Below are 22,045 nucleotides of genomic sequence, written 5' to 3'. Positions count from 1 at the left end.
CGCGCGGGATCCGGCCCCGGCCCCTTTCCAGGAGCCGCCGCCTTGAGCCTCGTCCCGGTGCTGCCCGACGCGCAGCGCGTCAGCCTCGCGAGCGGCTACGCCGCCACCGTGCGCGCCCGCCGCATCCGCCTCCTCGTCGGCCTCACCGCGGTCGTCCTCCTCGCTCTGGTGGCCGGATGGGCCGCCGAGGTCCGGATCGGCACCTTCGCGACCAACCTCTGGCGCTTCACCAGCTACCTCGGCCGGATCACGCCCGAGTTCTCCTGGGCGACGCCGTTCCAGAGCCTTGCGGCCTGGTACTGGAACCTGCCGCACTGGCTGTCGCTGCTCGCCGAGACGCTGCTGATCGCCTATCTCGGCACGCTGATGGGCGCCGTCGTCGGCTTCGCCCTCTCCTTCCTCGCCGCCGCCAACCTCAACCCGAACCCGACCTCGCGCTTCCTCGTGCGCCGCACCATGGAACTGCTGCGCACCGTGCCGGGCGTCGTGTTCGCGCTCCTGTTCGTGATCGCCTTCGGCCTCGGGCCGATGCCCGGCGTGTTCGCCGTGGCGCTGCACACCGCCGGCGCGCTCGCCAAGCTCTACGCCGAGGTGGTCGAGAACGTCGACATGAAGCCGGTCGAGGGTGTCGCCGCCGCCGGCGGCTCCTGGCTCGCCCGGGTCCGCTTCGCCGTGCTGCCGCAGGTGTTGCCGGGCTTCGCCAGCTACACGCTGCTGCGCTTCGAGATCAACGTCCGCGAGAGCGCGGTGATGGGGTTCGTCGGCGCCGGCGGCATCGGCGAGGACCTCGTGACCTCGATCCGCCAGTTCTACTACCCCGACGTCAGCGCCCTCCTGATCCTGATCGTCGCCACGGTGATGGCGATCGACTTCCTCACCGAGAAGCTGCGCCACCACCTGATCGGCCTCGAGGGACGCGCCCGATGACCGCCGCCGCCACCTCTCCGCTCGCCGCCCTCGCCGCCGAGAACCTCGACCGCCTGCGCGCCGCCCATCCGGCCGCCTTCGACGACCGCCGCAGGCTCGTGCTCGGCGCCGCCGCGGCCGCCGCCGTGGTCGGCCTCGCCGCCTTCGCGCTCTGGTATCTCGACTTTTCGATCCTGGCGATCTGGAACGGCGTCGGCCGCCTCGGCGGTTTCCTGGTGCTGATGATCCCGCCCTCGCCGGACCGCTATCTCTGGACCTATCTCCAGGCGATGGCCGAGACCGTCGGCATCGCCTATCTCGGCACGCTGGTCGCGGCGATCATAGCCTTCCCCTTCGGCTTCCTCGCCGCCCGCAACGTCATTCCCAACGTGTTCGTCCACGTCGGCGTCCGCCGCTTCCTCGACACGCTGCGCGGCGTCGACACGCTGATCTGGGCGCTGATCTGGGTGAGCGTGGTCGGCCTCGGTCCGTTCGCCGGCGTGCTGGCGATCATCTGCTCGGACATCGGCGCCTTCGGCAAGCTGTTCTCCGAGGCGATCGAGACCGCCGACCGCCGGCCGGTCGAGGGCGTGATCTCCGCCGGCGGCTCGCGCCTCGCTGGCCACCGCTTCGGCATCCTGCCGCAGATCGTGCCGGTGATGGTCAGCCAGGTGCTCTACTACTTCGAATCCAACACCCGCTCGGCCACCATCATCGGCATCGTCGGCGCCGGCGGCATCGGCATTCCGCTCGCCGAGGCGATCCGCACGCTCGAACTTCAGCAGGTCGCCTTCCTCGTGCTGATGATCCTCGTCGTGGTCACCGTGATCGACCTTGTGTCGAGCCGCATCCGCTTCGCGGTGATCGGTAAGCCGGCTCACTGACTTCCCGCCCGCCTTCATCACAGCGTCATCGGAGCCGGCGAAACAGGCGGCCCGGAGCCGGAGAGCCATGCCAGAGTCCCGTATCGCCCCCGACGTGACCGCCCGCCGCCGCGCCATGGCGGCCTTCGCCGAGGCCACCGCCGACGAACTCGCCGGCGCGCTCGACGCCATCCTCGGCGAGACCGCCGCCACGGACCTCCGCCGCCCCGAGGCCGGCCTCGTGATGGTGCGCGGGCGGATCGGCGGCGACGGCCCGGCCTTCAACCTCGGCGAAGCCTCGGTCGCCCGCGCCTCCGTCACGGTCGGCGGCCTCGTCGGCCATGCCTACCGCCTCGGCCGCGACACCGGCGCCGCCCGCCTCGCCGCCATCGCCGACGCGCTCTGGCAGGACCCTGCCCGCCGGCCCGCCGTCGAGGCGGCGCTGGTCGCCCCGGTCGAGGCCCGCCTCGCCGCCGACCGCGACGACGCCTCGCGCCGCGCCGCCGCCACCCGCGTCGACTTCTTCACCATGGTCCGCGGCGACGTGGACTGACCGGATCCGAACGCCATGTCAGCCGTCCAGCCCCTGCCGGGCTTTCCCGCCCCCGTCGACGACGCCCAGCGCGTCTTCCGCGCCGTGATGTCCGCGCTCGCCGAGCCAGGCCGGATCGTCGCGCTCGCCGACCTGCCGACGCCGCCGGCGCCGCTGTCGGCCACCGCCGCCGCGATCGCGCTGGCGCTCGCCGATTACGAGACGCCGATCGCCCTCGCCCCGGGCCTCGCCTCCGATGCGGCCGCCGCCTTCCTGCGCTTCCACACCGGCGCCGCCGTCGTTTCCGACACCGGGCGCGCGGCCTTCGTGATCGCCGACGCCGCCGGCTTCGCCGGCCTCGAGGGCCTCGCGATCGGCACGTTCGACTATCCCGACCGCTCGGCGACGCTGATCCTCCAGGTCGACGCCCTCGCCGCGGACGGTCCGCTGACCCTCGCCGGCCCGGGCGTGCCCGGCACCCGTCGGCTCGGCATCGATCCGCTGCCGTCCGCGCTCGTCCCGGCGCTCGCCGCCAACCGCGCCCTGTTCCCGCGCGGGGTCGACCTCGTGCTCGCCGCGCCGGACGCCGTCGTCGGCCTGCCGCGCTCGACCACCGTCACGCTCTGAGGAGGCTCCGATGTACGTCGCCGTCAAGGGCGGGGAGAAGGCGATCGAGGCGGCCCACCGCCTGCTCGCCCACGAGCGCCGCGGCGATCCCGCCGTGCCCGAGCTCGGCACCGACCAGATCCGCGGCCAGCTGACGCTCGCCGTCGACCGCGTCATGGCCGAGGGCTCGCTCTACGATCCCGGCATCGCGTCGATCGCGATCAAGCAGGCGCGCGGCGATCTGATCGAGGCGATCTTCCTCACCCGCGCCTACCGCACCACGCTGCCGCGCTTCGGCTATTCCGAACCGCTCGACACCGGCCGGATGGACGTGGTGCGCCGGGTCTCGGCGACCTACAAGGACCTGCCCGGCGGGCAGGTGCTCGGGCCGACCTTCGACTACACCCACCGCCTCGTCGACTTCGACCTCGCCGAGAGCGGCGCACCCGCCGCCCCGGCGGTCGCGCCGACGCCGCTCGAGCCGGCGCCGCACGTCACCGCCCTCCTCGACGGCGAGGGCCTGATCGAGCGCAACCGCGATCCCGCCGATGCGGGCGAGCCGGGCGACCTCACCCGCGAGCCGCTAGCCTTCCCGGCCGGCCGGGATGTCCGCCTGCAGACGCTGGCGCGCGGCGACGAGGGCTTCGTGCTCGCGCTCGGCTATTCGACCCAGCGCGGCTACGGCCGCACCCACGCCTTCGCCGGCGAGATCCGCATCGGCGACGTCGAGGTCGAGTTCTTCGCCGAGGAGGTCGGCTTCGCCGTGCCGCTCGGGCGCATCCGCGTCACCGAGTGCGAGATGGTCAACCAGTTCGTCGGCTCGGCCGAGGTGCCGCCGCAGTTCACCCGCGGCTACGGCCTCGCCTTCGGCCAGCTCGAGCGCAAGGCGATGTCGATGGCGCTCGTCGATCGCGCTCTGCGCGCCGCCGAACTCGGCGAGGAGACCGGCGCCCCGGCCCAGGACGAGGAGTTCGTGCTCTCGCACGCCGACAACGTCCAGGCGACCGGCTTCGTCGAGCACCTCAAGCTGCCGCACTACGTGGACTTCCAGGCCGAGCTCGGCCTCGTCCGCCAGATGCGCCGCGAACACGCCGAGCGCCGCGCCGCCGCGGCCGCCGAGATCGGGGAAGCCGCCGAATGACCGCGTCGCCGACAACCGCGCAGATCCGGGAGCGCGAGGCCCGCTACAACTTCGCCTATCTCGACGAGCAGACCAAGCGGATGATCCGCCGCGCGATCCTGAAGGCGATCGCCGTGCCGGGTTACCAGGTGCCCTTCGCCAGCTGCGAGATGCCGATGCCCTACGGCTGGGGCACCGGCGGCGTCCAGGTCACCGCGGCGGTGCTCGGGCCCGACGACGTGCTGAAGGTGATCGACCAGGGCTCGGACGACACCACCAACGCGGTGTCGATCCGCAAGTTCTTCGAGAAGACCGCCGGCGTCGCCACCACCACTTCGACCGGCGCGGCCACCGTGATCCAGACCCGCCACCGCATCCCCGAGCAGCCGCTCGCGGCCGGGCAGATCCTGGTCTACCAGGTGCCGATCCCCGAGCCGCTGCGCTTCCTCGAGCCGCGCGAGACCGAGACGCGCACCATGCACGCGCTCGCGGAATACGGGCTGATGCACGTCAAGCTCTACGAGGACATCGCCCGCCACGGCCACATCGCCACCACCTACGCCTATCCGGTGACGGTGGCCGGCCGCTACCTGATGGATCCCTCGCCGACGCCGAAGTTCGACAATCCGAAGATGCACATGAGCGCCGCGCTGCAGCTGTTCGGCGCCGGCCGCGAGAAGCGCATCTACGCGATCCCGCCGCACACCGAGGTGGTCAGCCTCGACTTCGAGGACCACCCCTTCGAGGTCAACAAGTTCGACCGTCCCTGCGCGCTCTGCGGCGCCGAGGGCGTCTATCTCGACGAGGTCGTGCTCGACGACCGCGGCGGGCGGATGTTCGTCTGCTCCGACACCGACCACTGCGAGACCCGCCGCGCCGACGGCCACGTCGGCGAACTCGGCGTCGCCGCGGCGGTCGGAGCGTGACGTCCACGCCCGCCTCCCGCGCCGCTCCCCTCCGGAACACCCGCCCATGACCGACACGCCCCTCCTCTCCGCCCGTGGCGTCACCAAGCTCTACGGCCCGCGCGTCGGCTGCCGCGACGTCTCCTTCGACCTCTACGAGGGCGAGGTGCTGGCGATCGTCGGCGAGTCCGGTTCGGGCAAGTCGACGCTGCTGTCGGTGCTGTCGACCCGCCTCGCCCCCACCGCCGGCGCCGTGCTCTACCGGATGCGCGACGGCGAGGTGCGCGACGTGCTCGCCCTCGACGAGGCGCGCCGGCGCCTCCTGATGCGCACCGACTGGGGCTTCGTCCACCAGGACGCCCGCGAGGGCCTGCGCATGGCGGTGTCGGCCGGCGGCAACGTCGGCGAGCGGCTGATGGCCGTCGGCGAGCGCCACTACGGCCGCATCCGCGACACCGCGCTCGACTGGCTCGGCCGCGTCGAGATCGACGAGAGCCGCATCGACGACGCCCCGCGCGCCTTCTCCGGCGGCATGCGCCAACGCCTGCAGATCGCCCGCAACCTCGTCACCAGCCCGCGCCTCGTCTTCATGGACGAGCCGACCGGCGGTCTCGACGTCTCGGTGCAGGCCCGCCTGCTCGACCTCGTGCGCGGCCTCGTCGCCGACCTCGGCCTCGCCGTCGTCATCGTCACCCACGACCTCGCGGTCGCCCGGCTGCTGTCGCACCGGATCATGGTGATGCGCCAGGGCCGCGTGATCGAGACCGGTCTGACCGACCAGGTGCTCGACGATCCGCGCGAGCCCTACACCCAGCTCCTCGTGTCCTCGGTGCTCTGACCATGACGGCCGCTGCGATCACCCTCGAAGGCGTCGGCAAGACCTTCGTCATGCATCTCCAGGGCGGCAAGCGCCTGCCGGTGGTCGGGGGCGTCGCCCTCGAGGTCGGGGCCGGCGAGTGCGTCGTGCTCGGCGGCCCGTCCGGCGCCGGCAAGTCGTCGATCCTGAAGATGATCTACGGCAACTACCGCTGCGACGCCGGCCGCATCCTGGTGCGCGACGGCGACGAGACCGTCGACGTCGCCACTGCCGAGCCGCGCCGGATCGTGGCGCTCCGGCGCCGCACGCTCGGCTACGTCAGCCAGTTCCTGCGCGTCATCCCGCGCATCGGCGCGCTCGACATCGTCGCCGCCGCCGCCCGCGACCAGGGCGTCGCCGAGGGCGAGGCCGAGGCCCGCGCCCGCGACCTCCTCGCCCGGCTCAACGTTCCGGAGCGGCTGTGGTCGCTGCCGCCGGCGACCTTCTCGGGCGGCGAGCAGCAGCGCGTCAACATCGCCCGCGGCTTCGTCGCCGACCACGCCTGCCTGCTGCTCGACGAACCGACCGCCTCGCTCGACGCCCGCAACCGCGCCGCGGTGGTCGAGCTGATCGCCGAGAAGAAGCGCCGCGGCGTCGCCATGCTCGGCATCTTCCACGACGAGGACGTCCGCGACCGCGTCGCCGACCGCATCGTCGACGTCACCCGCTTCGCCGCGCCGATCGCCGCCTGAAGGAACGCCCCCATGCTGCAGCCCCTGCCCGACGCCGGCGGCGCCGTCGCCCTCTCCGCCCGCCGCATCGTCCTCGCCGACCGCGAGACCGCCGGCACCGTCCACGTCGAGCGCGGCCTGATCGTCGGCATCGACGAGGACCGCTTCGATCCCGACGCGATCGACTGCGGCGACGACGTTCTGATCCCCGGCCTCGTCGAGCTGCACACCGACCATCTCGAGCCGCACTACACGCCGCGTCCGAAGGTGACCTGGAAACCGCTGTCGGCCGTGTTCGCCTACGACGCCCAGATCGCCGCCTCGGGCATCACCACCGTGTTCGACAGCCTGCGCGCCGGCTCCGACGGCGACCGCCGCTCGCTCGGCGCCGGGCTGCTCGCGCTCGGCGAGGCGATCGAGGCGGCCAAGGGCACCGGTCTCCTGCGCGTCGACCACCACACCCACCTGCGCTGCGAGATCTGCTCGGAGGACGTGCTGACCGAGGCCGAGGGCTTCCTCGCCCGCTTCGACGTGCGGCTGATGTCGCTGATGGACCACACGCCCGGCCAGCGCCAGTTCCGCGACATCGTCAAGCTGCGCGACTATTACCGCGGCAAGAGCACCATGAGCGAGGCCGAGCTCGACCGCTTCATCGACAAGCGCCGCGCCCTCCACGACGCCCACGGCGCCGAGCACCGCCGCGCCCTGGTCCGGATGGCGCACGGGCGCGACGTCGCGCTCGCCAGCCACGACGACACCACCGAGGACCACGTGGCGGAATCCCTCGCCGACCGCGTCGCCATCGCCGAGTTCCCGACCACGCTCGAGGCGGCCGAGGCCTCGCACATGGCCGGCCTCGCCGTGCTGATGGGCGCGCCCAACGTGGTGCGCGGCGGCTCGCACTCCGGCAACGTCTCGGCGGTCGAGCTCGCCGAGGCGGGCCTCCTCGACATCCTCTCGTCCGACTACGTGCCGGTCAGCCTCGTCGAGGGCGCGTTCGCGCTCGCCGGCGTCCCCGCCCTCGGCGGCCTGCCGGGCGCGATCCGCACCGTCTCGCTCACCCCCGCCCGCGCCACCAGCCTTTCCGACCGCGGCGCCATCGCCGAGGGCCTGCGCGCCGACCTCGTCCGCGTCGCCCTCATCGACCGTCACCCGGTCGTCCGCGAAACCTGGCGCCAGGGCCGCCGGGTTAGCTGAGCGGCGCCGGCGCCCGATATGAAGAAATCATGAACTCGCTCTGATTGACAGTGTGAACAGAGGCATCGACAATCCATGGTCGTCGAGGGAGGGCGGCGACCATGTGGACACACGTACACCCCTACGAGGACCCGGCCCTGACGGTGCGCTCGATCGAGTTGCACGGGCGGATGGCCTTGCAACGGGCCCTCAATCTCCGCCGCCTCGTCACCTTCGTCGGATCCGGTGCGTCCATCGTCTACGGCCAGCCGACCTGGACCGAGCTCGCCGCCGTGGCGGTGGACGCGGTGCGCGATCAGTTGGGGCGGCACGGGACGTTGCAATGGAGCGACGAGGTCGCCGCCCTGGCGACCATGCTCAACGCCCAGCCGTCGCAGATCCGGGCCCATGACACCGCGTGCATCGCGATCACGGCGGCCAACGAGGGCAAACTGACCGGGCGGCTCACGATCGTCATCGAGCAGTGCGAGATGATCCTCGCCAAGTCCGGCGACGGCGCATCGGCGCGCACGCGCATCGCCGAGCGCCTGCTCGCCTCGCCGCGCAAGATCGCGGCGATCCGGATCGCGCGCGCGCTCGGTGTGACGCCGGGCGAGTATCCGGCCGACGCGGACCGTGACGACAGGTCGCTGGTCGACCTCGCCGACTTGGCCTTCTCGTTCATGAAGACGACGCCCACCGACTGGGGGGCCATCGTAACAGAGGTACGGAGCGCGAAGCCCGTCGAGATCGGCGATCTCGGCTGCGATGTGCTAGGCACTCTGCTCGACCTCGATCTGCAACGCTTCGTGACGTTGAACTACGACGTCGAGATCGAGCGGCGCATCGCGCGCGACCTGCCCGGCGAGACCTTCGACCGTCTGGTCGGCCGTCCCGAGGAACGCGGAGCGGCGGCGCGACGCGCGACCGCCCACGATCCGGGCGACGTTCCCAGCGTCAGCGTCACCCTCGACGACCGGACCGTGACGGACCTCGTCAACTTCTCCGTCCACCCCCGGCGTGCCCGTCGCGGCGTGATGCACCTTCACGGCCGGGCGGATCGTCCCGAAGGTCTCATCCTGACCGAAGCAGACTACAAGCGCCTCTACGTCAAGGACGACGTCGCCGGCCACATGCTCCGCGACGCCCGGCAGGTGCTGTTCGCCGGAAACGACGTCCTGTTCGTGGGCACCGGCATGGACGAGGCCGACGTCCTCGGCGTGCTGCGCCTCTACATGACGCGCGAGCAACTTGCCCGCGGCGAGGCCCGGCAGAGCTTCGCGCTCTTGGAGGCGACGGCCCCGGTCGCGGCCGACGCCAGCGAAGCGGAGTGGGCGGCGGCGGGCAATTCCCCGAGCGAGGAGGACGTCAAGAAGGCGCTCGAGCTGAAGCTGAAGTACGACATCCATACGATTTTCTATGGCGCCCATGACAATCAGTACAAGATGATTCGCGCCTATTTCAATGATTACATCAGGAATGACAAGAATCTAGACAAAATTATTGAGTACACCACCGACAGTCACGCAACCGGTAAAAAGCTGAAAACAACCACTGTAAGCGGCGATGAGGTCGAGACAATCAAGAATTCAATCGCGAACTTGACCGGAAGCACAGCGGCTGCCGCGGAAATTCAAAAGAAATTGCTTCACTTGGTTCTCGGCACGATCAACGGCCGCATGCAGGCGCGTGCATTGATCCACGAGATCTCCCGCATCGACGTCAAGCGAAGGCAATGGTGGGACGAGTGGCGGGTCGTGCCGCGTCAGCGTCGCCCCGTCTATCACCAGCGGCCTGAAGACAAATCCGAGGACGGGCGCGTCGGACCTTGGACCCATCCCGTATGGGTCCGATTCGCCCCCCGCCTCGCTCCTGCCCCGGCGACGGGTTCGTCGGAGCGTTCCATGTTCTCGAAATCGATCTGGGACTTCCTGACGTGGAGGCGGCCGCTCCTCGCCGCACGCCGCAAGATCGCGCGACACCCCGGGGGACAGCCCGCGACGCCGCGTCTTCGCGTGATGCGCCTCGCGATGCGCCGTGGTTCGGGCCGTGGAACGCTGGTGGCGTTGCTGCAGGACCGCTCCGTACAGCGAGAGCTGTTCGATCGGCGCGGCGTCGGGTACGCGGGCGCCTTCATCGCGACCACCGCGTTCGGCACGCAGTTCTCGTCGGTGATCAGCGCCCTGTCGTCGTTCGTCGCGGGACGCATCGCGTGGCACCGGAGCAGGGATCTCGCCGTCCGCGAGGCCGCGATCGCGATCGCGATCGCCGAGGAGCGGCCGCAGTCGGTTCTCACCGCCGTCGATCCCGCCGAACTCGGCGGCCATCCCCATCGCCTGGAGATCCTCGAGCTGCTGCTGCGGGAGCACGCCAAGGGCGCCCGATCGGAGGACCGGCTGTTCGTCTGTCTGGCCGGACTGGACCGCCTGTGCGACGAGCACGGCGACGGCTACAGCCCCGCTCACCGCGCCTTCTTCCGGCTGATCACCGGGCAGGTCCAGGGCGGAGACTGGCCGATCGATCTCGTGCTGGTGTCGGGGAGTGTCGACCCGTCCTTGGCGTATCTCTCGGAGCCGGGGAGCCCGGGTGAACACACCGTCAGCGCCACCGGAAAGGCCTGGAAGCCGTGGACGATCCTCCCGCGGCTCACCTTCCGCGACAAGATCAAATTGTTGGTGGCTACGGCTCCGATCACGACGACCGGTGATGGCAGCAGGATCGAAGCCATCGGGACGTTCCTGCAACAACAGGCCGATCGCTCGCTGAAGGACCACGACGGTCCCTTCCACGGCCGCCTCTCCATTCAGCGTGCAATCGAGCAGAGCACGGCTCTCACCATGTGGTGCTTTCGGTACTATACCGAAAGAGTTCAGCGAGTTGCCCCCATACGCCCGTCGGGCGAACCGCTCGACGAGGCCGTGGCCGAACTCGGCAGATACGTAGGAGACCTCGAAGGCGCCGCCGGAGGCGACGGCCTGCACGGCGTGCTGCGGTATCTCCTGCGCGAATGGCACCGCGGCGACTGCCTGGACGGCACCGGCAGGGACCTGGCGAACCTGCGGCAGCAGATCATGCGCCATCTGGTGTTGTTCGTGACACCCGTCGAGATCTTGCCGCTGCTGCGCTGTCCCAGGATCGAGGAAGCGATTCCACCGCTCGAGTTCCTCGGGCCGGACAATCCCGCGCGCCCGCTGCGCCGGATCCACGAAGCGATGGACGTCCCCGTTCGGCGCGGGCTCGTCGTCGCGATCGAACCGGCCGGCGGACCGGAGCGCGCCACCGAGACGCGCCTTCGCTACGTGCTCCACGACCAGATCCGCGAACATCTCGCTCACGAGATGAAGCTCTTCGTACCGGATGGCGGAGAGCGGAACCACTTCCAGGTGTCTCTGCACTGCTCGCAACCGAGGGACCTGCCCACGCCCACGCCCGAGCACTTCGACTGGGTCCGTGACATCGTGCGCAACGGGCTGACGCAGTGCCGAGACACGCTCGGCTTCTTCTACAAGTGCAAGAGCGGCAAGGCGGCGACAAGGCCGGCCGTGCTCTACGAGTTGCCCAGGCGCATCGCGCCTGAGATTCGGCGCTTCGCCGGCGACAAGGCCCGCGTCGAGGCGGTCGAGCAGACGGTGCGCGCGATCTACGGCATGCTGCGGGGGGGCTTCTCGATCAGCGCGGTCGCCCGCATCGCCATGCCCGAGAGCGCACGCGAACGTCGCTTACCATTCGACGAGTACCGTGACTGGCTGCGCAGTCTCGTCAACGTGGCGAACGGCATCGACCATTGCGCCCGCGAGATGAATGCGTTCGCGAGCGCGGAAATCACGGCTGCTCCCGGTGACCCGCCTTCGACCGTTGCCACGCCGGCCATCCGTCGGGCGTTCTTCACCGACGAGATCGCTTGGCTGCTCAACGAGCGCGGACTGGTCTCCTACGTGCAGGGGCGTACCTTCGACGCCGTGCAGCACTTCCAGCGCGCCTTCGAGGTGGTTCGTCACACCCGCGGTGCCCGCATGCACGACGCCTCCTATCACGCGATGGAGCGGCGCATCGGCGTCAACTGGGTCGCGGCGCAGATCGATCGCGGCAACATCGTCAAGGCGGCGAAGCTCTGCGAACAGATCCTGGCCGCCACCGGCTATCGCGACGGCACCACGCCCAGCCTGACCCGCACCTACGCCGGCGGATACGCGGCATTGTGCAACCACATCTCCGGCAGCCTCGAGCCGGCCGAGGAAGGATACCGGCGGGTCGTGGAGACCTGCAATCGCATCGGCAACATGCGGGGCGTGGCGATCTTCCAACGCCACCGCGCCGATCTCGCCGCCGGCCGCGACGACTTCGACACCGCGGCCGAGTTGATCCGGATCGCCATCGCCGCTGCCGGCCGTTCCGAGCAGCAGGACGTCCTCCACGAGGCGCTTCTGAGCCACGCCTCCCTGCTCAGCCGCAAGGACAGGACGCGCGAAGCGCTGGAGCGGATCGATCAGGTCGAGAACTACGCGCGCGGTGCCGGCATCCTGAAGACGCATGCGGACGCATTGCGCATGCGCGCCGAAATCATGTTCCGCCAGGGCGAGACCGACGCGTCGGCCAACCTCGTGTGCCGCTCGATCGCCCTGTGCAATCGACACGGGATGCGACTGCGCAAGCTCCACGGTCTCATGGTGTACGCCGAGATCCTGCACGGCGCCGGCAAGGTCGAACACGCCCGACAGATCCTCGTCGAAGCGCGCGGCGCGGCGGAGCGCCACGGCTATCACACCAAGGCCGCGCGGGCCCACAGGCTGCTCGCCCGCTATGCGCACGAGTTGAGGGACCCATCGGAAACGGAAAATCCACTCGATCGCTGGCGCTGACGGCCGATTCCGCGGACCGCGCAACCGGGTACCGTATCCATCGCGGCCGCGCCGTCACGCCGCCGCCGTCGACGGGCGGACCAGCCGGGCGACGGCGGTCGCGACGAGGACGGCGTGGTCGGTGACCTGGGGCAGGCCCATCAGCTCGCCGAAGGTGCCGCGCGCGAGCGGACCGGCGACGAAGAGATCAGGCTCGGCCTTGCCGTCCGCGCGGAGCGCGCGCGCGCCGTCGTCGCAGGCGATGCCGAGGCCGATCGGGTCCGGCTTCAGCACCCCGGCGGCGGCGAGACCCTCCAGATGCGGCTGCGAGGCCAGCACCGTGCCGTGGGCCGGACCGGTGGCGACGATCAGCGCGCCGAAGCGTCGCCGGACCACGGTCCCGCCGGCGCGCAGGCGGATCTCGACCGCGAAGCCGCCACCCGGCTCCGCGGCGGCGCCGACGACGCGGCCGGCGACGTGTTCCACGCGACCCGCCGTCAGTTCGGCGACGAGGAGTTCGTCGAGCTGCGGGGCGATGCGGAAGCGATGGACGTCCCAGAAGCTGCGCAGGTGCCGCACCAGCCGGCGCCGCTCCGCGATCGACAGCGCGCGCCAGATCGCCCCGCCCTGGAGCCGCAGCGCGTCGAACACCGGGTGCCACGTGAGCCCCTCGTCCGCTGCGGCACGAACCTCCGCCCGCACCCGCCGCAACAGGGCCAGCGCGGTCGTGGCGGGGCGGGAGACGAAATCGCCGCGTGGCACGGCGGCCTGCCCCGCGGGAGCGTGACCGCGCGAGCGCAGCCCGTGGCGCGACACCAGCGTGATCCGGCCGCGGTGGCCCTGCGCGCGCAGCGTGCCGACGATGTCGGCCGCGGTCAGCCCGGCGCCGACGACGAGCACGTCGGCGTCGGTCGCCAGGGCGTCGAGCGCGCCGGCCGCGGTCGCGTCGGCGACGAAGCCCGGCGCGCCCTCGGCTTCGCGCAGCACCGTCGGTGGCACCGGCGGCGGATGCGAGGTCGCGAGCACGACGACGTCGGCGTCGAGCCGCGCGCCGGACGCGGTGGCGACGCGCCAGCGTGCGCCGGCCCGCGCGATGCCGGCGACCGGCTCGCGGACGTGCTCGACGATCCCGTCGGCGACGAGCGGGCGCAGGTGGGCCGCGACGTAGTCGCCGAACAGCGCCCGCGCCGGGAAGGCGCTGCCGTCGGGACGGACTGCAACCGGATCGGCGGCGAGCCGATCGCCAGCCGCCAGCCAGCGCGCGAAGTGCGCCTCGTCGTTCGGCAGCAGGCTCATCTTCGCCGCCGGCACGTTGATGCGATGAACGGGGTCGTCGGTGCCGTAGGCGAGGCCGGCCCCGAGCTTGGCCCGGGGCTCGAACACGACGATGCGGACCGCGCGCGCGTCCGAGGCGCACGCGAGGTGGAAGGCGACGGCGGCGCCCGTGAAGCCGCCGCCGACGATGGCGACGGTCTTCACGACGCCGACGCCCTGACGGTCGGGCGGATGTCCGAGGCGATGGTCTCGCCGAACGGACCGGTGTTGACGGAGCCCTCGCGCCGGCGCGCCGGATGGGCCGTCGGCAGGTCCGGCAACACGAGTTCGCCGAAGCGCCAGGCCTCCTCGAGGTGCGGGTAGCCGGAGAAGATGAAGCTGTCGATGCCGACTTGGCGGTATTCCTCGATGCGCGCCTTAACCTCCTCCGGGTTGCCGACCAGCGCCGTGCCGGCGCCGCCGCGGACGAGGCCGACACCGGCCCAGAGGTTGGGGGCGATCTCGAGCTTGTCGCGCCGGCCGCCGTGCAGGCGGCTCATGCGGTTCTGGCCGACCGAGTCCATCCGGGCGAACACCGCCTGCGCCGCGGCGACGGTGTCGTCGTCGACGTAGCGGATCAGGTCCTCGGCGGCCTTCCAGGCTTCGGCCGAGGTCTCGCGCACGATGACGTGGAGACGGATGCCGAACGAGACCTCGCGGCCCTCGGCCCTGGCGGCGGCCCTGACGACGGCGATCTTCTCGGCGACGTCGGCCGGCGGCTCGCCCCAGGTCAGGTACTTGTCGACGGTACGGGCGGCCACCTTGATCCCGGCGTCCGAGGAACCGCCGAAGTAGATCGGCGGCAGCGGCTTCTGCACCGGCGGGAAGATCAGCTCCGCGTTCTCGACGTCGTAGTGCTTCGTCTTCGCGGTGACGGTCTCGCCGGCGAGGACGCGCTTGTAGATGTCGAGGAACTCCTCGGTGATCTCGTAGCGCTCGGCATGGGAGAGGTGGATGCCGTCGCCCTTGTTCTCGACCGGGTCGCCGCCGGTGACGACGTTGATCAGGAGGCGGCCGTTGGAGAGCCGGTCGAGTGTCGCGGTCATGCGGGCGGCCAGCGTCGGCGGGATTAATCCCGGCCGGACCGCCACCAGGAAGCGCAGCCGCTCGGTCAACGGCGCCAGCGCCGAGGCCACGATCCAACTGTCCTCGCAGCTCTTTCCGGTCGGGATCAGCACGCCGTGGTAGCCGATCTGGTCGGCCGCCTGGGCGACCTGCTTCAGGTAACCGAGGTCGACGGCGCGGCCGCCGATCGAGGTGCCGAGATGGCGGCTGTCGCCGTGGGTCGGCAGGAACCAGAAGACGTTGATGCGGTCGGGGGCGGTCTCGGACATGGCGGCCTCGCTTCGTTGGACGGTACGGCACGGTCGGCGGAACGGGTTTCGCTCCGGCCCGGACGAGCCGCGAAAACGCGTTTCCCGGAACGATCTATAAAAGCTATAAACTTGGTCGACAATTCTGGTTCGGAGCCGTCATTCTCGCTACCAGAGCCAACAGGCCAGCCGTCCCGACGGACCGGCGGCAGAACGACGGAGATCTTCGATGACCCTGGCCCTCGCGAGGACGGACGCCCCGGCAACCGACGCGGCCGCGCTCAGGACCGCGATGCGCACGCTCGCCGGCGGCGTCTCCGTGATCACCGCCGGCTTCGGCGACGAGCGGACGGGCGCGACAGTGACGTCGGCGACGTCGCTGTCGATGGACCCGCCGACGATGATCGTGAACGTCAACCTCGCCTCCTCGACCTGGCCGGCGATCCGCCGCCACGGCCATTTCGCCGTGAACATCCTCGCGGACGACCAGCAGGCGATCGCCGATCGCTTTGCCGGCCGCGGCGGCCTCAAGGGCGCCGAACGCTACGCCGGCGCGGACTGGGTGACGCTGGTGACCGGCGCACCGGTCCTGGTCGGGGCGCTCGCCACCGTCGACTGCGAGCTCGAGGAGGCGATCGAGCGGCACAGCCACGCGATCGTGCTCGGCCGGGTCAGGGCCGTCACCGTCGGCGCCGGGTCGTCGCTGGTCTACGCCGCCGGCCGCTACGGCCGCTTCGCCGGGTGACTGGGGCGTCTCGCCCCGCCGTGGCCGCGGCGGATCCACCGTCCAACGACAGGAGACTTCCGATGTCCCTCGCCGAGATGATCGTCGCACAGCCCCGTGGCCAGCGCGCCCCGACCGGCAGGGCGGCCGTCCACGCCGACATGGCGGCTGTCGCCGATCGGCTCGACCGCTCCGAGATCGTCCGGCGCACGCCGCTGACGCTGCCGGTGCTCGAGGACCACGACGACCGCCCCCGCGATCTCTCCGAGACCTTCGAGGGCCGCGGCGTGCTGCTCGCCTTCTATCTCGGAGGCTGGTCGGAGCCCTGTACCGCGGCCCTGCGCCAGCTCGAGGCGGCGCGGGCCGAACTCGCCGGCCGCGGTGTCGACGTCGTCGCCGTGACCGCCGACGCGGTCGGTCGGATCGGGGCGACGCGCGAGCGCAACCGCCTCGGCTTCCTCGCCGTGCACGACCACGGCGCCCGCTTCGCCCAGTCGCTGGGGCTGGTCTACCGGCCTTCGGCGAAGGTGCGTTCGGATTTGCGGTCGGTCGGCGTCCGACTGCCGGACTGGACCGGCGGTACCGGCCACGCCCTGACGCTACCGTCCACGCTCCTGCTCGACGCGGACCGCACGGTGCGGCTCTTCGTGCCCGCCGATCCCTCGGGCGTCCGTTCGGACGTGGCCGAGGCGGTGGCGGCGACGCTCGACGAGTCCGCTTTTCCGACCGGGTGAATCGTCGGGTCGATGGCACATCGCTCCGGAACCGGCGAGCCGGAGCAATCTTCGATCCGGATCCACGACTTGGGTCGCGGAAAGCCTAGCCGGCGGACGAGCCTGTCCCGCCGTCCGGCGCGAGCTGCTCGACGCCCGCCGGGCCGGCTGCCGCCATCTCCGCGAGCGTCATGTTGTCGAGGATGTCGGCGATGGCGTCGCGCACGCGGCTCATCGAGCGCCGGACCTCGCAGGCGGCGGGGTCGGCGCAGTCGGTGCAGGGCTCGAAGGCGGTGCGGCTGGCGCAGCGGATCGGCGCGAGCGGACCGTCGAGCACGCGGACGACATGGCCGATGCTGATCTCCGAAGCCGGCTTCGCCAGCGCGTAACCGCCGCCGGGTCCCTTCTTCGAGCGCAGGATCCCGGCCTTGCGCAGGTCGAGCAGGATCGCGTCGAGGAACTTCTTCGGTATGGAGTTGCGCTTGGCGATGTCGACGATGAAGGCGGTGTTGCCGGGTTCGAGACGCGCCAAGTCGACCAGCGCCTTCAGACCGTACTTGCCCTTGTTCGTCAGCATCGTCGACCGCCGGCTCCGGCGCCCGCGCGCCGCGGCGGGCGCGGGTCGGCCTCGCGCGGCAGATAGCGGAACGGCCCGGAAAGCTCAAGCGTACGACCGGCGGGCCCGGCGGTCGCCATTTTCCGCCGCGTCGCGGAAAATGAAAAACCTTTTTCTCGATCGATTTTATAGGAAATGTGATCGTCCGGGACATCGAAGCCGACGGCGTCCTCGCCGGGCGCGCCGAACCGAACCGGAGGTCCCATGTTCCGACGCCACTTCCTGAAGGCCGCCGCCGCGCTCGCGGCCGCCACCCTCGCCCTGCCCGCGGTCGCGGCCGAGGGCCTCACGACCTTCAACGTCGGCTATCAGAAGATCGGCGTGCTCGTAGTCGCGCGCCAGCAGGGCCTGATCGAGAAGGCCCTCGCCGACAAGGGCATCGCGGTGAACTGGGTCGAGTTCCAGGCCGGACCGCCGCTGCTCGAGGCGCTCAACGCCGGCGCGATCGACTTCGGCTACACTGGCGACTCCCCGCCGGTGTTCTCCCAGGCCGCCGGCGGCAATCTCGTCTACGTCGGCGCCATCCCCGCCTCCGGACGCGGCTCGGCGATCCTCGTTCCGAAGGACAGCCCGATCCGCTCGCTGGCGGACCTGAAGGGGCGCACCGTCGGCTTCACCAAGGGCTCCAGCGCCCACAACGTGATCGTGGCCGCGCTCGAGAAGGCGGGTCTGACCTATGCCGACATCACCCCGGCCTATCTGACGCCCGCCGATGCCGCCGCGGCCTTCGCCTCCGGCGCGATCGACGCCTGGAGCATCTGGGATCCGTTCTACGCGGTGGCCGAGAAGGCGCAGGGCGCCCGCCTCCTGGCGGACGGCAAGGAGATCCTCGGCATCACCAACGGCTTCTTCCTCGCCAACCGGACCTTCGCCGCCGAGCATTCCGAGGAGCTGAAGTCGGCGCTCGCGGCGGTCACCGCGGCCGGCGAGTGGGCGGACGCCAACCACGACGCCGTCGCGGCGGCGCTGTCGGAGGTCACCAAGGTGCCGGTCGACATCCAGAAGGCCGCCGCCGACCGCACCGAGTTCACGGTGACGCCGCTGACCGACGAGATCGTCGCCTCGCAGCAGGCGGTCGCCGACCGCTTCGCCGAGCTCGGCCTGATCCCGAAGCCGATCGTGGTGAAGGACATCGTCTGGACGCCGCCGCAGTCCTGACCGCCACCGCGGCGGGCCGCGACACCGGCCCGCCCGCCCCTCTCGGACACCACACGTCGGAGCCCGCCGTGACCGACCGTATCCGAACCGCGATCGTCCCCTACCTGCTGCCCGCCGCCGTCCTCGCGCTGTGGCAGGCGGCGGTGTCGACCGGCTTCGTCGCCCGCACCGTGCTGCCCGCGCCCTCGGACGTGTTCACGGCCTTCGTCGAGCTCGCCGGCAACGGCGAGCTCGTCCACCACGTCTGGGTCAGCCTGTGGCGGGCGATCTCGGGCTTTGCGATCGGCGGCGCGGTCGGCTTCGGCCTCGGCCTCGCCAACGGACTGTCGCGCCGCGCCGAAACCGCCACCGACACCACGGTTCAGATGGTGCGCAACATCCCCCATCTCGCCCTGATCCCGCTGGTGATCGTCTGGTTCGGCATCGGCGAGCAGGCCAAGCTGTTCCTGGTCGCCCTCGGCGTGTTCTTCCCCGTCTACGCCAACACCCTGCACGGCATCCGCTCGGTCGACCGCCAGCTGATCGAGATGGCCGACGTCTACGGCTTCACCCGGGCCGAGATGTTCCGGCGCGTGGTGCTGCCGGGCGCGCTGCCGTCGGTGCTGGTCGGCGTGCGCTACGCCCTCGGCATCATGTGGCTGACGCTGATCGTGGCCGAAACGATCTCCGCGTCGTCGGGCCTCGGCTACATGGCGATGCAGGCCCGCGAATTCATGCAGCTGCAGATCGTGGTGCTGGCCATCCTGATCTACGCCGTGCTCGGCAAGCTCGCCGACGCCGTCGCCCGCCTGCTCGAGCGCTCGACGCTCGCCTGGAACCCGGCCTACCGCTGACCGTCCCCCCATCCGAAACGAGGAGCGCACCCTTGCCGCAGGCCCTCACCGCAACGCTTCCCCGCACCGGCCGCGCGTCGGCGTCGTCCGCCGCCCGCACCACGGTCGCCGCGCCGGCCGGCACCGCCGCCGGCGCGGCCGTCGAGATCTCCGGCCTCGTCAAGCGCTTCGGCGACAAGACCGTGCTCGACGGCATCGACCTCTCTTTCCGGCCCGGCGAATTCGTCGCCGTCGTCGGACGGTCCGGCTGCGGGAAGTCGACCCTCCTGCGGGTCCTGCTCGGGTTGGAGAGCGCCGACGCCGGCTCGGTGCGCATCGCCGGCGCCCCGGTGGCGCGCGCCGGCGGCGACGTCGCCCGCTTCGTCTTCCAGGAGCCGCGCCTGCTGCCGTGGGCGCGCGTAGCCGAGAACGTCGCGCTCGGCGCTAGCCGGAAGGTGCCGCGCGAACGGCGGCTCGGTCTCGCCGGCGAGGCGCTCGCCGAGGTCGGCCTCGCCGACCGGGCCGGCGAGTGGCCGTCGGTGCTGTCCGGCGGCCAGCGCCAGCGCGTCGCCCTCGCCCGTGCCCTGGTCGCCCACCCGCGGCTCTTGGCCCTCGACGAGCCGCTCGGTGCGCTCGACGCGCTGACGCGCATCGAGATGCAGAGCTTCGTCGAACGGGTCTGGCGCCACCAGGGCTTCACCGCCGTGCTCGTCACCCACGACGTCTCGGAGGCGGTGGCGCTGGCCGACCGGATCGTGCTGATCGACGGCGGCCGCGTCGCGCTGGACGTCGCGGTGCCCCTGCCCCGCCCGCGCCAGCGCGGCACCGCCGAGTTCGGCACGATCGAGGCACGGGTGCTGGACCGTCTGTTCGCCCGCGGCTGAACCCGCCCGCAGCCGCCGGCGCGAGTTCACCGACCCGTGAGGCGCCGCGCGCGCGTCGGCGCGCTAGGTTGCCCCGCGCCGGCACCTCGACCGGCCTCGGGGAGAGACCGACCATGCCGACACTCTGGGGACGCGCCAACTCGACCAACGTCAAGAAGGTGCTGTGGTGCCTCGCCGAAATCGGGCTGCCGTTCGAGCACGTCGAGGCCGGCGGCGCCCACGGCGTCGTCGACACCCCGGCGTTCCGGGCGATGAATCCGAACGGGCTGGTGCCGGTGCTGCGGGACGGCGACCTCGTCCTGTGGGAATCCAACGCCATCGTCCGCTATCTCGCCGCCGTCCATTCGTCCGGCCGGCTCTACCCGACCGATCCGGCGACCCGCGCCCGCGGCGATCGTTGGATGGACTGGTGCTCGACGACGCTGGCCCCGGTGTTCCGCACCGTGTTCTGGGGACTGGTGCGCACGCCGCCCGAGAAGCGCGACGGCGCCGCCATCGCCGCCACAACGGCCGAGGTCTCCCGCCTGCTCGCCATGGTCGACGCCGAACTCGCCGGCAGCCGCCACCTCGGCGGCGACGACTTCTCCATGGGCGACATCCCGCTCGGGGCCTACGCCTACGCCTGGTTCGAGATGCCCGTCGAGCGGCCGCCGATGCCCGGCCTCGAACGCTGGTACGCCGCACTCCGCGACCGCCCGGCCTACCGCGCCGCCATCGTCACGCCGCTGACCTGACGCGGCGACGGCGGCGCGGCCGCCGTCAGCCCGGCAGGCCGATGCGCCACTGGTAGGGCGGCGGCGTGCCGTTGACGGCATAGTCGCCGACGATGCGCTCCTTGTAGATGCGCGGGTTGTGCGAGGCGAGCGTGCGGGCGTTGCGCCAGTGGCGGTCGAGCGCGAGTCCCTGCCGCGTCGAGGAGGCGCCGAGGGCGTCGAACAGCCGGCCGGCACTGGCGACGACGAGGTCGATCACCGTGTTCTGCGCCTGGGCGGTCTCGAGCTCGGCCAGCAGGTTGGCCTCGTCGTCGGCGGCGATGTCCCCGCCCCGGCGCGTCCGCGCGGCGAGTTCGACGGCTTCGGCAGCCTTCAGCACGATCGCCCCGGCCGAGTAGGCCCGGCCGCGGATCTCGCCGACGACCTGGAGCACCTGCGGGTCCTCCGCCGGCCGCGCCGCGGCGGCGTTGGTGAAGCTGCGCCGGCGCTCGGCGACCGCGGCGGCGACGTCGCGCGCGATCGCGCGGCCGATGCCGGCGATCGTGGCGAGGTGGACGAGCTGGTAGAAGGCCGCGCCGTAGCGCAGCTTCTCCTCCGAGAGCACCACGTCGGCCGGATCGACCGATACGCCCGTGAAGATGCCGGTGCCGCTGGCGGTCAGGGTCTGGCCGAAGCCGTCCCAGTCGTCGACGATCTCGACGCCGGGCGCGCCCGCGGGCACGATCACGCCGACGTCGCGGCCGTCGGCGTCGCTGGCGCCGACGTCGATCCAATCGGCGTAGAGCGAGCCGGTGGTGTAGTACTTGCGGCCCGTGAGGGCGAGCCGGCCGTCCACCGGACGGACGGTGGTGGAAAAGCCGCTCTGCACCGCCGTGCCGACCTCGGTCCAGGCGCCGCCGAAGATCTCGCCGCGGACGAGGCGCGCGACGTTGCGCGCCCGCAACGCGGGATCGGGGCTGCCGACGACGTCCTCGGCGGTGCCGAAATGCGCCCGGAGCGCCTGGGTCACGTTGGAATCGGCCTCGGACAGTTCGATCAGCAGGGCGAACAGTTCGGGCGCGGTGGCGCCGGCGCCGCCCTCGGCCTCGGAGACGCGCAGCGCGCCGAAACCGGCCCGCTTCAGGAGCCCGATCGGCTCGTGCAGCGGGATGCGGCCGCGCTCCCGCTCGACCGCTCCCGCGGCGATCTCCGCGAAGATCGGGCGGAAGCGGGCCGCGAGGGTCTCGTAGCGGTCGGTCGGGCCGGAGCCCCAGGCACGGCGTCTATCGGTCATGTCGTCTTCCGGGAATGGTGGTGCGGGTGGTATCGCCGGGACCGGGCGGCCC

Annotated in this window: 21 protein-coding genes; 16 read left to right on the top strand and 5 right to left on the bottom strand. The window is 71.5% G+C overall.

Annotated elements, in window-relative coordinates; translation table 11 throughout:
• Positions 1-42: 42 nt before the first annotated feature.
• From phnE (EDD54_RS10635) to EDD54_RS10590, 10 genes are all read left to right on the top strand, one after another.
• A complete protein-coding gene (phnE, locus tag EDD54_RS10635; RefSeq protein ID WP_207620273.1) occupies positions 43-927 on the top strand; it encodes a phosphonate ABC transporter, permease protein PhnE in 885 nt (294 codons plus the stop codon).
• Positions 924-1,790, top strand: coding sequence for a phosphonate ABC transporter, permease protein PhnE (phnE, locus tag EDD54_RS10630; protein ID WP_126541146.1), 867 nt, complete (start codon positions 924-926; stop codon positions 1,788-1,790). The genes phnE (EDD54_RS10635) and phnE (EDD54_RS10630) overlap by 4 nt, the downstream gene beginning before the upstream one ends.
• A gap of 67 nt (positions 1,791-1,857) precedes the next feature.
• Positions 1,858-2,322, top strand: a complete 465-nt coding sequence (gene phnG, locus EDD54_RS10625) for a phosphonate C-P lyase system protein PhnG (protein ID WP_245515722.1) — start codon at positions 1,858-1,860, stop codon at positions 2,320-2,322.
• Between the two features lie 15 nt (positions 2,323-2,337).
• Positions 2,338-2,928, top strand: a complete 591-nt coding sequence (phnH, locus tag EDD54_RS10620) for a phosphonate C-P lyase system protein PhnH (protein WP_126541145.1) — start codon at positions 2,338-2,340, stop codon at positions 2,926-2,928.
• 10 nt (positions 2,929-2,938) lie between these two features.
• Positions 2,939-4,048: a carbon-phosphorus lyase complex subunit gene (locus EDD54_RS10615; protein ID WP_126541144.1), complete on the top strand. Its 1,110-nt coding sequence runs from the start codon at positions 2,939-2,941 to the stop codon at positions 4,046-4,048.
• Positions 4,045-4,953, top strand: a complete 909-nt coding sequence (locus EDD54_RS10610; protein ID WP_126541143.1) for an alpha-D-ribose 1-methylphosphonate 5-phosphate C-P-lyase PhnJ — start codon at positions 4,045-4,047, stop codon at positions 4,951-4,953. Before EDD54_RS10615 ends, EDD54_RS10610 begins: the two co-directional genes overlap by 4 nt.
• A gap of 46 nt (positions 4,954-4,999) precedes the next feature.
• The gene (phnK, locus tag EDD54_RS10605) at positions 5,000-5,770 is read left to right on the top strand and encodes a phosphonate C-P lyase system protein PhnK (protein WP_126541142.1); all 771 of its coding nucleotides are present in this window, start codon (positions 5,000-5,002) and stop codon (positions 5,768-5,770) included.
• Positions 5,771-5,772: 2 nt separating this feature from the next.
• On the top strand, positions 5,773-6,480 hold the full coding sequence (gene phnL / locus EDD54_RS10600; RefSeq protein ID WP_126541141.1) for a phosphonate C-P lyase system protein PhnL: 708 nt from the start codon (positions 5,773-5,775) through the stop codon (positions 6,478-6,480).
• Between the two features lie 12 nt (positions 6,481-6,492).
• Complete coding sequence (locus EDD54_RS10595; protein ID WP_126541140.1) at positions 6,493-7,656, top strand: alpha-D-ribose 1-methylphosphonate 5-triphosphate diphosphatase; 1,164 nt, start codon at positions 6,493-6,495, stop codon at positions 7,654-7,656.
• Between the two features lie 101 nt (positions 7,657-7,757).
• A complete protein-coding gene (locus EDD54_RS10590) occupies positions 7,758-12,494 on the top strand; it encodes an SIR2 family protein (protein ID WP_126541139.1) in 4,737 nt (1,578 codons plus the stop codon).
• Between the two features lie 54 nt (positions 12,495-12,548).
• On the opposite strand, the gene EDD54_RS10585 is transcribed toward EDD54_RS10590, so the two are convergent.
• Both EDD54_RS10585 and ssuD read right to left on the bottom strand, forming a co-directional pair.
• A complete protein-coding gene (locus tag EDD54_RS10585; RefSeq protein ID WP_126541138.1) occupies positions 12,549-13,952 on the bottom strand; it encodes an FAD/NAD(P)-binding protein in 1,404 nt (467 codons plus the stop codon).
• Positions 13,949-15,121 carry an FMNH2-dependent alkanesulfonate monooxygenase gene (ssuD, locus tag EDD54_RS10580; RefSeq protein ID WP_126541137.1) on the bottom strand — a complete coding sequence of 391 codons (1,173 nt, stop codon included), beginning with the start codon at positions 15,119-15,121 and terminating at the stop codon, positions 13,949-13,951. The genes EDD54_RS10585 and ssuD overlap by 4 nt, the downstream gene beginning before the upstream one ends.
• Before the next feature lie 208 nt (positions 15,122-15,329).
• Between ssuD and EDD54_RS10575 the strand changes: the two genes are divergently transcribed.
• Both EDD54_RS10575 and EDD54_RS10570 read left to right on the top strand, forming a co-directional pair.
• Positions 15,330-15,845, top strand: a complete 516-nt coding sequence (locus EDD54_RS10575) for a flavin reductase family protein (RefSeq protein WP_126541136.1) — start codon at positions 15,330-15,332, stop codon at positions 15,843-15,845.
• 62 nt (positions 15,846-15,907) lie between these two features.
• Entirely contained in the window at positions 15,908-16,558 is a 651-nt protein-coding gene (locus tag EDD54_RS10570) for a peroxiredoxin family protein (RefSeq protein ID WP_126541135.1), read from the top strand.
• A gap of 85 nt (positions 16,559-16,643) precedes the next feature.
• Here the strand turns inward: EDD54_RS10570 and EDD54_RS10565 are convergent, their stop codons facing one another.
• Both EDD54_RS10565 and EDD54_RS22940 read right to left on the bottom strand, forming a co-directional pair.
• On the bottom strand, positions 16,644-17,114 hold the full coding sequence (locus EDD54_RS10565) for an RrF2 family transcriptional regulator (RefSeq protein WP_126541134.1): 471 nt from the start codon (positions 17,112-17,114) through the stop codon (positions 16,644-16,646).
• Positions 17,108-17,359 (bottom strand): hypothetical protein, encoded by a 252-nt coding sequence (locus EDD54_RS22940; protein ID WP_126541133.1) that lies wholly within the window; start codon positions 17,357-17,359, stop codon positions 17,108-17,110. Before EDD54_RS22940 ends, EDD54_RS10565 begins: the two co-directional genes overlap by 7 nt.
• On the opposite strand from EDD54_RS22940, the gene EDD54_RS10560 reads away from it, so the two are divergent.
• From EDD54_RS10560 to EDD54_RS10545, 4 genes are all read left to right on the top strand, one after another.
• Positions 17,358-18,311 carry an aliphatic sulfonate ABC transporter substrate-binding protein gene (locus EDD54_RS10560; protein WP_126541132.1) on the top strand — a complete coding sequence of 318 codons (954 nt, stop codon included), beginning with the start codon at positions 17,358-17,360 and terminating at the stop codon, positions 18,309-18,311. The two genes, EDD54_RS22940 and EDD54_RS10560, sit on opposite strands and share 2 nt — an antisense overlap.
• Positions 18,312-18,379: 68 nt before the next feature.
• The gene (locus EDD54_RS10555; RefSeq protein WP_126541131.1) at positions 18,380-19,144 is read left to right on the top strand and encodes an ABC transporter permease subunit; all 765 of its coding nucleotides are present in this window, start codon (positions 18,380-18,382) and stop codon (positions 19,142-19,144) included.
• Positions 19,145-19,176: 32 nt separating this feature from the next.
• Positions 19,177-20,007, top strand: a complete 831-nt coding sequence (locus tag EDD54_RS10550) for an ABC transporter ATP-binding protein (RefSeq protein ID WP_126541130.1) — start codon at positions 19,177-19,179, stop codon at positions 20,005-20,007.
• A 113-nt stretch (positions 20,008-20,120) separates the two neighbouring features.
• A complete protein-coding gene (locus EDD54_RS10545) occupies positions 20,121-20,741 on the top strand; it encodes a glutathione S-transferase family protein (RefSeq protein WP_126541129.1) in 621 nt (206 codons plus the stop codon).
• A 25-nt stretch (positions 20,742-20,766) separates the two neighbouring features.
• On the opposite strand, the gene EDD54_RS10540 is transcribed toward EDD54_RS10545, so the two are convergent.
• A complete protein-coding gene (locus EDD54_RS10540; protein WP_126541128.1) occupies positions 20,767-21,993 on the bottom strand; it encodes an acyl-CoA dehydrogenase family protein in 1,227 nt (408 codons plus the stop codon).
• Between the last annotated feature and the right edge of the window lie 52 nt (positions 21,994-22,045).

It is taken from the genome of Oharaeibacter diazotrophicus (genome assembly GCF_004362745.1).
GTDB lineage: Bacteria > Pseudomonadota > Alphaproteobacteria > Rhizobiales > Pleomorphomonadaceae > Oharaeibacter > Oharaeibacter diazotrophicus.
The sequence above is the reverse complement of the archived record's forward strand: the minus strand, read 5'-3'. Positions and strand labels throughout refer to the sequence as shown.